Origin of the sequence: Streptomyces spectabilis, assembly GCF_008704795.1 — a bacterium.
Lineage (GTDB): Bacteria > Actinomycetota > Actinomycetes > Streptomycetales > Streptomycetaceae > Streptomyces > Streptomyces spectabilis.
The window spans coordinates 7,813,903-7,827,433 of record NZ_CP023690.1; the positions used below are offsets into that span (position 1 = coordinate 7,813,903).

General features: G+C 72.2%; 9 protein-coding genes. 6 read left to right on the forward strand and 3 right to left on the reverse strand.

The window, feature by feature from the left end; genetic code table 11:
* Window positions 1–20: 20 nt before the first annotated feature.
* Window positions 21–1,208 (reverse strand): saccharopine dehydrogenase family protein, encoded by a 1,188-nt coding sequence (locus CP982_RS33995; RefSeq protein WP_150513964.1) that lies wholly within the window; start codon window positions 1,206–1,208, stop codon window positions 21–23.
* A gap of 217 nt (window positions 1,209–1,425) precedes the next feature.
* Between CP982_RS33995 and CP982_RS34000 the strand changes: the two genes are divergently transcribed.
* The 4 genes from CP982_RS34000 to CP982_RS34015 all read left to right on the forward strand — a co-directional run bounded on the left by CP982_RS34000 (window position 1,426) and on the right by CP982_RS34015 (window position 7,323).
* Window positions 1,426–2,568, forward strand: a complete 1,143-nt coding sequence (locus CP982_RS34000) for a CaiB/BaiF CoA transferase family protein (RefSeq protein WP_184925598.1) — start codon at window positions 1,426–1,428, stop codon at window positions 2,566–2,568.
* Between the two features lie 59 nt (window positions 2,569–2,627).
* Window positions 2,628–3,770, forward strand: a complete 1,143-nt coding sequence (locus CP982_RS34005) for an acyl-CoA dehydrogenase family protein (protein WP_150513965.1) — start codon at window positions 2,628–2,630, stop codon at window positions 3,768–3,770.
* Between the two features lie 111 nt (window positions 3,771–3,881).
* The gene (locus CP982_RS34010) at window positions 3,882–5,096 is read left to right on the forward strand and encodes an acetyl-CoA C-acetyltransferase (protein ID WP_150513966.1); all 1,215 of its coding nucleotides are present in this window, start codon (window positions 3,882–3,884) and stop codon (window positions 5,094–5,096) included.
* Between the two features lie 49 nt (window positions 5,097–5,145).
* The gene (locus CP982_RS34015) at window positions 5,146–7,323 is read left to right on the forward strand and encodes a 3-hydroxyacyl-CoA dehydrogenase NAD-binding domain-containing protein (RefSeq protein ID WP_150513967.1); all 2,178 of its coding nucleotides are present in this window, start codon (window positions 5,146–5,148) and stop codon (window positions 7,321–7,323) included.
* A gap of 24 nt (window positions 7,324–7,347) precedes the next feature.
* On the opposite strand, the gene CP982_RS34020 is transcribed toward CP982_RS34015, so the two are convergent.
* A complete protein-coding gene (locus CP982_RS34020; protein ID WP_150513968.1) occupies window positions 7,348–8,136 on the reverse strand; it encodes a MerR family transcriptional regulator in 789 nt (262 codons plus the stop codon).
* 205 nt (window positions 8,137–8,341) lie between these two features.
* On the opposite strand from CP982_RS34020, the gene CP982_RS34025 reads away from it, so the two are divergent.
* Together CP982_RS34025 and CP982_RS34030 are read left to right on the forward strand one after the other, a co-directional pair.
* Window positions 8,342–10,147: an AMP-dependent synthetase/ligase gene (locus tag CP982_RS34025; protein WP_150513969.1), complete on the forward strand. Its 1,806-nt coding sequence runs from the start codon at window positions 8,342–8,344 to the stop codon at window positions 10,145–10,147.
* A gap of 184 nt (window positions 10,148–10,331) precedes the next feature.
* Window positions 10,332–11,801, forward strand: a complete 1,470-nt coding sequence (locus CP982_RS34030) for an amino acid permease (protein WP_150513970.1) — start codon at window positions 10,332–10,334, stop codon at window positions 11,799–11,801.
* 85 nt (window positions 11,802–11,886) lie between these two features.
* Here CP982_RS34030 and CP982_RS34035 read toward each other — a convergent pair whose 3' ends face one another.
* Window positions 11,887–13,389 (reverse strand): M1 family metallopeptidase, encoded by a 1,503-nt coding sequence (locus tag CP982_RS34035; protein ID WP_150513971.1) that lies wholly within the window; start codon window positions 13,387–13,389, stop codon window positions 11,887–11,889.
* Window positions 13,390–13,531 lie beyond the last annotated feature (142 nt).

Below are 13,531 nucleotides of genomic sequence, written 5' to 3' on the forward strand. Positions count from 1 at the left end.
CCGGACGGCCGCCGCGCGCGTCACCGCACCGCGGCCACCCGGAACCCGATCCCCGCCGCCGTGAGGCGCTCGATGAGCGGCTCGGCCATGGCGACGGCCGTCGTCACCTGGCCCGAGGTCTCGGGCAGGTCGTCGAGCGCGAGGCACAGGGCCGCCTCCGCGAAGATCTTCGCGGTCTCGCCGTACCCGGGGTCGCCACCGGTCACCTCGGTGTACACCCGCTGCCCGCCGCCCTCGCCGACGAACCTCAGCGAGAACCAGCTCGCGGCCCGGCGCGCCGCGTCCGGCCCCTCGCCCGGCCTGACCAGTCCGGAGAGCCAGCGCCGCGCCGGGGGCAGCTGCGCGGCGGCCAGGACCGTGCCGACGGCCGCGACGCCGCCCACGGCCACCGGGAGCGAGCGCACGGCGGCGTAGTGCCGGTAGCGGAAGTCCGGTCCGTAGCGCGGCAGCGCCCGCGCGGAGTGCTGCACCACCTGCGGGTCGATCGTGGGCAGCGGCAGCGCCCACGCGCCGACCTCGGCGGCGTACCGGGGCGGGCCCGGCGGCGCGTACGCGGTGCGCCCCACGAGCCGCGGCTCGTGCCGCCGCCGCTCGCGCGCGGCGGCCACCATCTGGCGCCCGCGCGCGAACTGCTGCAGGGCGGAGGCGAACGTACCGCCGGAGAAGCGCGCGTGGGTGCGGACGAAGCCGTCCACGCGCAGCGGCACGTCCTCGGGCAGCTGCCGCACCGTGTAGTACACACCGAGGTCGTGCGGGACCGAGTCGAAGCCACAGGCGTGCAGCAGGCGCGCGCCGGTCTCCCGCGCGCGGGCGTCGTGCCGCACGTACATCCGGTCCACGAACTCGGGCTCGCCGGACAGGTCCAGATAGTCCGTGCCCGCGTCCGCGCAGGCCGCCACCAGGTCCTGGCCGTAGGTGAGGTACGGGCCGACGGTGGTGGCCACCACGCGCGCGTGGGCGGCCAGTTCGCGCAGCGACGCGGGGTCGCCCGCGTCCGCGCGCAGGACGGGCAGCTCCGCGCACGCGGGGTGGTCCTCGGCGAGGCGCTCCCGCAGCCGCTCCAGCTTCGCGGTGTCGCGCCCGGCGATCGCCCAGCGCAGCCCGGCGGGGGCGTGCGCGGCGAGGTACTCGGCGGTCAGCACCCCCACGAAACTGGTCGCTCCGAAGAGCGCGATGTCGTACGGACGGTCCTTGTCGTGACTGGTCATGGCACCTCTCTGCCGTGTCCCGCGCCGGTGTCGGGGGCTGAGGCTAGCGTGCCCCGCCGCCGGGCGGCGGGCCGCCGCCGGACGCCCGGACGCCGCCCCCCGGCTAAGCGCTTGCTCGTTCGGGGTCGTCAAGGGCTTGTGCCCAGTGGAACACGTTCTTAGCATCACTGGTGTTACATCGGTTGTGTCATAGCGGCGGCAGAGCGCTGGGGGCTCAATGGCAGTGCCGGACAACGGCGTTCACGGACCGCTCGACGGAGTGCGCGTGGTCGAGCTCGCGGGCATCGGCCCCGGCCCGTTCGCGGCCATGCTCCTGGCCGACCTCGGCGCGGACGTCGTGCGCGTCGACCGGCCCGGCGGCGCCGGGCTCGCCGTCGACCCCGCGTACGACCTCACCAACCGCAACAAGCGCAGCGTGCTCGTCGACCTGAAGGCCCCGGGCGGCGCGGCCCGGGTGCTCGACCTCGCCGAGCGCGCGGACGTGCTCATCGAGGGCTACCGCCCCGGCGTCGCCGAGCGCCTCGGGGTCGGCCCCGAGCACTGCCACGCCCGCAATCCGCGGCTGGTCTACGGCCGCATGACCGGCTGGGGTCAGCAGGGCCCGCTCGCCCCGCGCGCCGGGCACGACATCGCGTACATCGCCGTCACCGGCACCCTCGGCATGATCGGCGCGGCGGACGAGCCGCCCACGGTCCCGGCGAACCTCGTCGGGGACTACGCGGGCGGCTCGCTCTACCTCGTCGTCGGCGTGCTCGCCGCGCTGCAGCACGCCCGCGCGCACGGCACCGGGCAGGTCGTGGACGCCGCGATCGTGGACGGCGCCGCGCATCTGGCCACGATGATCCACGGCATGCTGGCGGCCGGCGGCTGGCAGGACCGCAGGGGCGCCAACCTCCTGGACGGCGGCTGCCCCTTCTACGGCACGTACGAGACCGCGGACGGCGGCCACATGGCCGTGGGCGCCCTGGAGCAGCGCTTCTACGACGAGTTCGCCGAGCTGCTGGACCTGAAGGACGTCGCGGCCGCGCGCGGGGACCTGGCCCGCTGGGGCGAGCTGCGCGCGGCCGTCGCCGCCCGCTTCAAGACCCGTACGCGCGCCGAGTGGACGGCCGTGTTCGAGGACTCCGACGCCTGTGTGGCACCGGTGCTCTCGCTGCGCGAGGCCCCCCGCCACCCGCACCTCGCGGCCCGCGGCACCTTCACCGACCACGGCGGCCTCACCCAGCCCGCGCCCGCGCCCCGGTTCTCCGCGACGCCCACGGCGGTGCGCTCCGGGCCCGCGCGGCCCGGCGCCGACACCGAGGACGTCGCCCGCGACTGGGACGTACCGGCGCTGCGCGACGCCGCGCCGCCCTCCTGAACACCCCGCGCGCACGCGCCGGCCCCCCCCGCGCCCCCCCGACGACGGAACGGAAGACCATGGAACGGCAGATCTTCGACGCCGAGCACGACGCGTTCCGCGAGACCGTGCGCACCTTCCTCGCCAAGGAGGTCCTGCCGCACTACGAGCGGTGGGAGAGCGACGGCATCGTCTCCCGCGACGCCTGGCGCGCTGCGGGCAAGCAGGGCCTGCTCGGCATCGCGGTGCCCGAGGAGCACGGAGGCGGCGGCAACGGCGACTTCCGCTACGCCGCCGTGCTCGCCGAGGAGTTCACCCGGGCGGGCGCGGCGGGCCTCGCGATCGGCCTGCACAACGACATCATCGGCCCCTATCTGACCGGCCTCGCCACCGAGGAGCAGCGGCGGCGCTGGCTGCCCGGCTTCTGCGACGGCTCGCTGATCGGCGCCATCGCGATGACGGAGCCGGGCGCGGGCTCCGACCTCCAGGGCATCCGCACGAGCGCCGAGGACCGCGGCGACCACTGGCTGCTCAACGGCTCCAAGACGTTCATCTCCAACGGCATCCTCGCCGACCTCGTCATCGTCGTCGCCCGGACCACGCCCGAGGGCGGCGCGCACGGCCTGTCGCTGCTCGTCGTCGAGCGCGGCATGGACGGCTTCGAGCGCGGCCGCAACCTCGACAAGATCGGCCAGAAGGCCCAGGACACCGCCGAGCTCTTCTTCCACGACGTGCGCGTGCCCAAGGAGAACCTCCTCGGCGAGCTGAACGGCGCCTTCGTCCACCTGATGACGAACCTCGCGCAGGAGCGCATGGCCATCGCCGTCGCCGGGATCGCCGCCGCCGAGCACCTCCTGGAGATCACCAAGGCCTACGTCAAGGAGCGCGAGGCCTTCGGCCGCCCCCTGTCCCGGCTCCAGCACATCCGGTTCGAGATCGCCGAGATGGCCACCGAGTGCGCCGTCACCCGCACGTTCCTCGACCGCTGCATCGTGGATCACTCGAACGGGCAGCTCGACGCGGTGCACGCGTCCATGGCCAAGTGGTGGGCCACGGAGCTGCAGAAGCGGGTCGCCGACCGCTGTCTGCAACTGCACGGGGGGTACGGCTACATGACGGAGTACCGCGTCGCGAAGGCGTTCACCGACGGACGCATCCAGACCATCTACGGCGGCACGACCGAGATCATGAAGGAGATCATCGGTCGCGCCCTGCTCGACTGAGCCCCGCCGGGCGTCCCCCTCCGACGCCCGCCGGGCACCCCCGACCGCCCCGGGGCCCCGCGGCCGACCTGCCGGGCCCCGCCGACCGACCCTCCCCCGAAAGGCTTCCCAGTGAGCTCCGAAGCGTACGTATACGACGCGATCCGCACCCCGCGCGGCCGCGGCAAGGCGAACGGCGCCCTGCACGGCACCAAGCCGATCGACCTCGTCACCGGTCTGATGCGGGAGGTCACCCGCCGCCTTCCGGGCCTGGACCCGGCGGCCGTCGACGACGTCGTCCTCGGCGTCGTCGGACCGGTCGGCGACCAGGGCTCCGACATCGCCCGGATCGCCGCCGTCGCGGCCGGCCTTCCGGACACGGTCGCGGGCGTCCAGGAGAACCGCTTCTGCGCCTCGGGCCTCGAAGCGGTCAACATGGCCGCGATGAAGGTCCGTTCGGGCTGGGAGGACCTGGTGCTCGCCGGCGGCGTCGAGTCCATGTCACGGGTGCCGATGGCCTCCGACGGCGGCGCCTGGTTCAACGACCCGATGACCAACCTCGACACCGGCTTCGTCCCGCAGGGCATCGGCGCCGACCTGATCGCCACCCTGGGGGGCTACACGCGGCGCGACGTCGACGAGTACGCCGCCCTGTCGCAGGAGCGCGCGGCCGCCGCCTGGAAGGAGGGCCGCTTCGAGAAGTCCGTCGTCCCGGTGAAGGACCGCAGCGGCCTCACCGTCCTCGACCACGACGAGCACCTGCGGCCCGGCACCACCGCCGACACGCTCGCGAAGCTCAAGCCGTCCTTCAAGGACATCGGCGACCTGGGCGGCTTCGACGCGGTCGCGCTGCAGAAGTACCACTGGGTGGAGAAGATCGACCACGTCCACCACGCGGGCAACTCCTCCGGCATCGTCGACGGCGCGGCCCTGGTCGCGATCGGCAACAAGGAGATCGGCGAGCGCTACGGCCTGACCCCGCGCGCCCGCGTCGTCTCCGTGGCGGTCTCCGGCTCCGAGCCCACCATCATGCTCACCGGGCCCGCCCCGGCGACCCGCAAGGCCCTCGCCAAGGCCGGGCTCACCATCGACGACATCGACCTGGTCGAGATCAACGAGGCCTTCGCGGCCGTCGTCCTGCGCTTCGTCGAGGACATGGGCCTGAGCCTGGACAAGGTCAACGTCAACGGCGGCGCGATCGCCCTCGGCCACCCGCTCGGCGCCACCGGCGCGATGATCCTGGGCACCCTCGTCGACGAGCTGGAGCGCCAGGACAAGCGCTACGGCCTCGCCACGCTGTGCGTCGGCGGCGGCATGGGCATCGCGACGATCGTGGAACGCGTGTAACACCCCAGCGGCTCGGACTGATTTCCAAGACTTCTACGGAGACCACCACATGACCACCGAGAGCACCACCATCCGCTGGGAACAGGACGACACGGGCGTCGTCACCCTCGTCCTCGACGACCCGAACCAGTCCGCGAACACGATGAACCAGGCGTTCAAGGACTCCATCGCCGCGATCGCCGAGCGGGCCGAGGCCGAGAAGGACTCCATCCGCGGCATCGTCTACACCTCCGCCAAGAAGACCTTCTTCGCGGGCGGCGACCTCAAGGAAATGATCCAGGTCGGCCCCGAGAACGCCCAGGCCGCCTTCGAGACCGGCACGGCGATCAAGAACTCGCTGCGCCGCATCGAGACCCTCGGCAAGCCCGTCGTCGCCGCCATCAACGGCGCGGCGCTCGGCGGCGGCTACGAGATCGCGCTCGCCAGCCACCACCGGATCGCGCTCGACGCCCCCGGCTCCAAGATCGGCCTGCCCGAGGTCACGCTCGGCCTGCTCCCGGCGGGCGGCGGCGTCGCCCGCACCGTCCGCCTCATGGGCATCACCGACGCCCTGCTGAAGGTGCTGCTCCAGGGCACCCAGTACAACCCGAGGCGCGCCCTGGAGAACGGCCTGGTGCACGACGTGGCCGCGACCCCCGAGGAGATGCTGGCCAAGGCCCGAGCCTTCATCGACGCCCACCCCGAGTCCCAGCAGCCCTGGGACGTGCCCGGCTACCGCATCCCGGGCGGCACCCCGGCCCACCCGAAGTTCGCCGCGAACCTCCCGGCCTTCCCCGCCAACCTCAGGAAGCAGCTGAACGGCGCGCCCTACCCGGCGCCGCGCAACATCCTCGCGGCCGCCGTCGAGGGCTCCCAGGTCGACTTCGAGACCGCCCTGACCATCGAGGCCCGGTACTTCACGGAGCTGGTCACGGGGCAGACCTCGAAGAACATGATCCAGGCCTTCTTCTTCGACCTCCAGGCCGTCAACTCCGGCGCCAACCGCCCCCAGGGCGTCGAGCCCCGCCAGGTCCGCAAGGTCGCCGTGCTCGGCGCCGGGATGATGGGCGCGGGCATCGCCTACTCCTGCGCCCGCGCGGGCATCGACGTCGTCCTCAAGGACGTCTCCGCCGAGGCCGCGGCCAAGGGCAAGGGCTACTCGGAGAAGCTGTGCGAGAAGGCCGTCGCGCGCGGGCGCACCACCCGGGAGAAGGCGGACGCGCTGCTCGCCCGCATCACCCCGTCCGGCGACGTGGCCGACCTCGCGTGCTGCGACGCGGTCATCGAGGCCGTCTTCGAGAACCCGGAGCTCAAGCACAAGGTGTTCCAGGAGGTCCAGGACGTCGTCGCGCCCGACGCCCTCCTGTGCTCCAACACCTCCACGCTGCCGATCAGTCTGCTCGCCGAGGGCGTCAGCAGGCCGGTGGACTTCATCGGCCTGCACTTCTTCTCGCCCGTCGACAAGATGCCGCTCGTGGAGATCATCAAGGGCGAGCGCACCGGCGAGGAGGCGCTCGCCCGCGCCTTCGACCTGGTCCGCCAGATCAACAAGACCCCGATCGTCGTCAACGACTCGCGCGGCTTCTTCACCTCGCGGGTCATCGGTCACTTCATCAACGAGGGCGTCGCGATGGTCGGCGAGGGCATCGAGCCCGCCTCCGTCGAGCAGGCCGCGGCCCAGGCGGGCTACCCGGCGAAGGTCCTGTCCCTGATGGACGAGCTGACCCTCACGCTGCCCCGCAAGATCCGCAACGAGTCGAAGCGCGCCGTCGAGGAGGCGGGCGGCACCTGGGCCACCCACCCCGCGGAGGCCGTCATCGACCGCATGGTCGACGAGTTCGACAGGACCGGCCGCAGCGGCGGCAAGGGCTTCTACGACTACGGCGACGACGGCAAGCGCACCGGCCTGTGGCCGGGCCTGCGCGAGCACTTCACGAAGACCGGGCACAGCATCCCGTTCGCGGACATGCAGGAGCGGATGCTGTTCTCCGAGGCGCTCGACACCGTGCGCCTCCTGGAGGAGGGCGTCCTCACCTCGGTCGCCGACGCCAACATCGGCTCCATCTTCGGCATCGGCTTCCCGGGCTGGACCGGCGGCGTGCTCCAGTACATCAACGGCTACGAAGGGGGCCTGCCCGGATTCGTGGCCCGCGCGCGGGAGCTCGCCGAGCGCTACGGCGATCGGTTCACGCCGCCCGCGCTGCTCGTGGAGAAGGCGGACAACGGCGAGAAGTTCAGCGACGGCTGACCGGCGGCCGCGCGGGGGAGTGGCTCAGGTCTCCGTGAGCCACTCCCTCAGCTCCTCCTTCAAGGACCGCTGGAAGGCCGTGACCAGGGCCTGCACCACCAGCGGCTGCATATGGGCCGACAGCGACTTCATGGCCGCCACGTGCTCGGGGTCCGACGCGTGCTCGCGATAGGGCCCCGACACCTGGTCGCGGAAGAGCCGCGACAGCTCGTGCGCCGCCGAGCGCGTGTGCTCCATCAGGACCGTGCGCGCCGCCAGGATCGTCTCGTGCGGAATCGGTACGTCGAGCAGGCGCAGGCCGAGCCGCAGCAGCGCCGGGTCGACCCGGCAGCGGTCCGCCTCCGCGTCGTAGGCGACGACGCCCATCGCGGCGAGCCGCCGCACGTCCTCCGCCGAAAGGGCCCGGCCCGCCCGGCGCTCCAGATCGGCGCGGGACATCTCCTCCGCGCCCTCCGGCGCCCACGAGGCCACCACCGCGCGGTGGATGGCCAGGTCGTGCGCGCTCAGGTCCGGCGGCAGCTGCTCCAGATACCGCTCGATCGCCGCGAGGGTCATGCCCTGGTGCTGCAACTCCTCGATGAGCGCGAGCCGGGAGAGGTGCCCGGGGCCGTAGTGGCCGACGCGGCGCGGGCCGATCACGGGCGGCGGCAGCAGGCCCTTGGTGCTGTAGAAGCGGATGGTGCGCACGGTGACGCCCGCCCGCGCGGCGAGCTCGTCGACCGTGTAGACCGACTCCCGCGGAGCCGTCGGCCCCTGCGGGTCCCCCGCCGACTCGTGGGTGCCCGTCACCGACTCCTCCGTGCCCGTCGCCATGCGGTGCCTTCGCCTCCCAGGTCGTGCGGCAATGCGGTGCAACAGTATTGCTGTACCACCGCCGCTGTGAAAGTCTCCGGGGCAGTCACGCCACGTAGCCGGTGCACTCCGCTGGGATGTGCCCTCTGCTGCCTGCGGGCCGTCCGTGGCTGGGCGCGCAGTTCCCCGTGCCCCTTCGGGGCGCGAGACCGCTGAGGAGGGGCTCATGACCACGAGCACACGACTTCCCGGGGACCCCGCCGACCTCACGTTCCCCGCCCTGCTGCTGCGCAACGCCGAGGACCACCCCGACCTGCCCGCCCTGTCCTGGCGCGAGGGGCCCGGCTGGTCGACGCTCACCTGGGCCGAGGTGCGGCGCGAGGTCGCGGTCCTCGCCGCCGGGTACGCCGCCCTCGGGGTGCGCCGCGGCGAGCACGTCCTGATGATGATGGCCAACCGCCCCGAGCACTGGCTGAGCGATCTCGCCCTGGTCCACCTCGGTGCCGTCCCCGTCACCGTGTACGGCACCTCGGCGCCCGAGCAGATCGCCCACATCGCCCGGCACAGCCGCGCCCGCCTCGCCGTCGTCGAGGGCGCGCGCGAGCTCGTCCGCTGGGAGCCCGCCCTCGCCGACGCCGCGGTGCCCCTGGAGCGCCTCGTGGTCGTCGAGGCGGCCGCGGCGGGGCCGCACGGCACGTACGCGGCGCTGCGCGAGAGCGGCACCCGGGCGCACCGGTCCGACGCCTTCGAGAAGGCCTGGCGCGCGGTCCGCGCCACCGATCCGCTCACCGTCGTCTACACCTCCGGCACCACCGGCGACCCCAAGGGCGTGCGCCTGACCCATCGCGGGGTGCTCCTGAACGGCATCGCCCTGGACGAGGCCATCGGCTTCCCGCCCTTCGCGGGCCACGTCTGCTACCTGCCCTTCGCGCACATCGCGGAGCGCGTCCTCGGCATCTACCTGCCGCTGCTGCGCGCCTCGCCCGTGCACCTGTGCGCGGACCCCGCCCGGATCGCCGCCATCGCGGCCGAGCTGCGCCCCCAGCAGTTCTTCGGCGTCCCGCGCGTGTGGGAGAAGCTCGCCGCGTCGTTCGGCGCGGCCCTCGCCGCCCTGCCCGAGGAGCGCCGCCGCGCCGTCGAGGCGGCGAACGAGACGGCCCGCGCGCACGTGGCCTGCCGCGAGCGCGGCGAGCGCCCGCCGGACGACCTCGACGCCGCCTACCGCGAGGCCAGGGAGAAGGTCCTCGACCCGCTGCTCGCGCGCGTCGGGCTCGACCGGCTGCTGTGGGCGGCCAGCGCCGCCGCCCCGATGCCGGTGGCCGTGACCCGGTTCTGGGCGGGCTTCGGCCTGGTGGTCGTGGACGCCTGGGGCCTGACGGAGACCAGCGGCGTGGTCACGACCAACGGCCCGCGGACCTTCCGGATCGGCTCGGTGGGCAGGCCGCTGCGCGGCATGGAGGTCCGCACGGCCGCCGACGGCGAGATCCTGGTGCGCGGCCCCTTCGTGTGCGAGGGCTATCTGCGGGCCGACGGCGGCGTCGACGACGTACGGGACGCCGACGGCTGGCTCGCCACCGGCGACGTCGGGCGGCTCGACGAGGACGGCTACCTGTGGATGACCGACCGCAAGAAGGAGCTGATCGTCACCTCCACCGGCAAGAACGTCGCGCCCGCGCTCGTCGAGAGCACCCTCAAGGAGCACCCGCTCATCGGCCAGGCCCTCGTGCACGGCGACGGCCGCTCGTATCTGGTGGCGCTGCTCGTCCTGGACCCGGAGTCGGCCGCCGCCTGGGCCGCGGCGCGCGGCATCGAGGGCGACCCGGCCGCGAGCGAGGAGGTCCGCCGGGAGGTGGCCCGCGCCGTCGAGACGGCCAACGCGCGCCTCAACCGCACCGAGCAGGTCAAGCGCCATCTGCTGCTCACCGAGGAGTGGGGCCCCGAGACCGGCGAGCTGACGCCGTCCCTCAAGCTGCGCCGCCGGGTCATCAGGGAGAAGTACCGGAACCACATCGAGAGCCTGTACACCGGGTGACACACGGCTGTACACACGGCTCTCACCATGTGAGAAGTACCGCTATGTGACGTGCGCCACCGCATTATCAGCGTTGCGTAAGGGAAGGTGTCGGGTCGGTCCGTGGTGCGTCAGGGGTGCCACGGGCCGGAGCACATCCGGACCCCGGGAGCTCTTTCCGGGCACCACAGAGTGGACCTTCCACGTGAGCAACGACGCCGTAGACACGGCCGCCGTGGACGCAGCGCGCGCCGCTGAGTCCCAGGCCCCCGCGGACGCGGGCGACGCCGGTTACAGCAAGGACCTCAAGGCCCGCCACGTCAACATGATCGCCATCGGTGGCGCGATCGGCACCGGCCTCTTCCTCGGAGCGGGCGGCCGCCTCCACTCGGCGGGCCCCGCGCTCGCCCTCGCCTACCTCGTGTGCGGCGTCATCGCGTTCTTCGTCGTGCGCGCCCTCGGCGAGATGGTCCTGTACCGGCCCTCGTCCGGCTCGTTCGTCAGTTACGCGCGCGAGTTCCTCGGCGAGAAGGGCGCCTACGTCGCCGGCTGGATGTACTTCCTCAACTGGTCGACGACGTGCATCGCGGACATCACCGCGATCGCGCTGTACACGCACTACTGGAGCTTCTTCACCGACATCCCGCAGTGGGTGCTCGCACTGATCGCCCTCGCGGTCGTGCTCGCGGTGAACCTGATCTCGGTGAAGTACTTCGGCGAGATGGAGTTCTGGTTCGCGATCATCAAGGTCGCGGCCCTCGTGGCGTTCATGTTCGTCGGCATCTTCCTGGTCTCCACCCAGCACGACGTCGGCGGCGAGACGCCCGGTCTGAGCATGATCACCGACCACGGCGGCTTCCTCCCCAACGGCGTGATGCCGGTCGTGATCGTCCTCCAGGGCGTCGTCTTCGCGTACGCCTCCCTCGAGCTGGTCGGCGTCGCGGCGGGTGAGACCAAGGACCCGCACAAGATCGTGCCGCGCGCCGTGAACTCGATCATGTGGCGCGTGGGCCTGTTCTACGTCGGCTCGGTCGTGCTGCTCGCGCTGCTCCTGCCCGGCTCGGTGTACTCGGCCGACGAGAGCCCCTTCGTGACCGTGCTCTCCAAGATCGGCGTCTCCGGCGCGGGCGACGTGATGAACTTCGTCGTCCTCACGGCTGCCATGTCCTCGCTGAACTCCGGCCTGTACTCCACCGGCCGCATCCTGCGCTCGATGGCGATGGCGGGCTCGGCCCCCAAGTTCACCGCCAAGATGAACCGCAACCAGGTCCCCTACGGCGGCATCCTGCTCACCGCCAGCATCGGCGTCCTCGGCGTCGGCCTGAACAGCGTGGTCCCGGAGAAGGCGTTCGAGATCGTCCTGAACGTCGCCTCGCTCGGGATCATCGGCACCTGGATCAGCATCATGGTCTGCCACCTGGCGTTCGTGAAGCGGGCCAAGGAAGGCCTGATCACCCGTCCTTCGTTCCGCCTTCCCGGCAGCGGCGTCACCGAGTACGTCACCATCGCGTTCCTCCTGGCCGTGCTCGGCCTGATGTGGAAGGACGCGGAGATCGGCCGCAAGACCCTGTTCCTGATCCCGATCATCGCCGCGGCACTGGTCGCGGGCTGGTACGCGATCAAGCGCAAGGCGGGCCGCGAGACCGACCGCGAGGCGGCCGAGCTCAGCAAGTAACCCCCCTCGACGACAGCGGGCGGCGCCTTCGGGCGCCGCCCGCTGTCGTGTGCCGGGCGGGAGCGGGCCGCCGCGCGGCCGCGGCTCAGTGGTGGTCGTGCAGGGTGTTCGTCGCCGCGATCTTCTTCCAGGACTTCGGCTTGGCCACCGCGTCCTTGGCCGCGGAGCGCACCAGGCCCGCCTTCTTCGCGGCCGGGGCGGCCGGCTTGCCCGCCGTGAACAGCCAGGTGTCGAAGAGCGCCGACAGCGGCTTGCCGCTGATCTTCTCCGCGTACGACACGAAGTCGCGCACGCTCGCGTTGCCGTACTGGCGCTCCGTCGGCCAGCCCTTCAGGATCTTGAAGAAGGTCTTGTCGCCGACCTTGTTGCGCAGCGCCTGGAGCGCCAGCGCGCCACGGTCGTAGACGGCCCCGTGGAACTGGTTGTCCGGGCCCGGGTCGCCCGGCTTGACCTGCCAGAACGGGTCCTCGGCGGGACGCGAGGCGTAGGTGTAGTCGGCGAGCTCCTGCGCGGTGCCCTCGCCCTCCTTCTCCGACCACAGCCACTGGCTGTAGCGGGCGAAGCCCTCGTTGACCCAGATGTCCTTCCAGTTCTCCACGGAGACGCTGTCGCCGTACCACTGGTGGGCCACCTCGTGCACCACGATGGAGACGTTGGAGCCGTTGGCGAAGGCCTTCGGGCTGTAGAACGGCCGCGTCTGGGTCTCCAGGGCGAAGCTGGTCGGCACGTTGGGCACATAGCCGCCGAGCGCGTTGAACGGGTACGTGCCGAAGACCTCCTCCAGCCACTCGGCGACCTCGGTGGTCCGCTCGATGCTGGCGCGCGCGGCCCCCGCGTTGTCGCCGAGGTCCTTGCTGTAGGCGTTGAGGACGGGCAGGCCGCTCTCGGTCTTGTCCGTCGTGATGTCGAACTTGCCGACGGCGAGCGTCGCCAGGTACGGCGCCTGCGGCTTGTTGGACCGCCAGTCGAAGCGGGTCCAGCCGAGCCGCGAGCTCTGCCGCTGGAGCACACCGTTGGAGATGGCCTGCGAACCGTCGGGCACGGACACCGACACGTCGAACGTGGCCTTGTCGCGCGGGTGGTCGTTGGCGGGGAACCACCAGGCGGCCGACTCCGGCTCCTGGGCCGCGACACCGCCGTCGGGCGTGCGCTGCCACGCGGTGAAGCCGTGGATCTTCACCTCGGACGGCTTGCCCGCGTACCGCACGACGATCGTCACGGAACTGCCCTTGGGCAGGCCGGACTTCGGCGTGATCTCCAGCTCCTGCTCGCCCGAGCGGGCGAACGCCGCCTTCTTGCCGTTGACGCGGACCTCGCTCACCTTGAGGCCGAAGTCGAGGTTGAAGCGCGACAGGTCCTGTGTGGTGGTGGCGTTGATGGTCGCCGTGCCTTCGAGCAGGTCCGTCTTCGGCTGGTACTTCAGGCGCAGGTCGTAGTGCGAGACGTCATAGCCGCCGTTGCCGGCGTCGGGGTAGTAGGAGTCGCCCACGCCGGAAGACCCGGGCGTGAAGTCGGCCGCCGTCGCCGGGATCGCAAGCAAGAGGGAGGCGGCGAGCGCGCCCGGGGCGATGAGTCTGCTGCGGTGCACGGAAGTCTCCAAGTGGTAGGCGGTGCGGGTGCTCTGGGCGTGGCGGCGCCCCTGGTCGGGAAGCCGCCCGCGCCGTACAACTCACGATGCGATCGACCCTATTGAGCCCTGTGACCCCCGGTCATGTCCATGGCCGCATATG

What these genes read in the sequence shown, in the direction of transcription:
- CP982_RS34005 (WP_150513965.1), top strand. Translation starts at nt 2,628, where the DNA reads ATGGAACGGCAGATCTTCGACGCCGAGCACGACGCGTTCCGCGAGACC.
- CP982_RS34020 (WP_150513968.1), bottom strand. Translation starts at nt 8,136, where the DNA reads ATGGCGACGGGCACGGAGGAGTCGGTGACGGGCACCCACGAGTCGGCG.
- CP982_RS33995 (WP_150513964.1), bottom strand. Translation starts at nt 1,208, where the DNA reads ATGACCAGTCACGACAAGGACCGTCCGTACGACATCGCGCTCTTCGGA.
- CP982_RS34015 (WP_150513967.1), top strand. Translation starts at nt 5,146, where the DNA reads ATGACCACCGAGAGCACCACCATCCGCTGGGAACAGGACGACACGGGC.
- CP982_RS34025 (WP_150513969.1), top strand. Translation starts at nt 8,342, where the DNA reads ATGACCACGAGCACACGACTTCCCGGGGACCCCGCCGACCTCACGTTC.
- CP982_RS34000 (WP_184925598.1), top strand. Translation starts at nt 1,426, where the DNA reads ATGGCAGTGCCGGACAACGGCGTTCACGGACCGCTCGACGGAGTGCGC.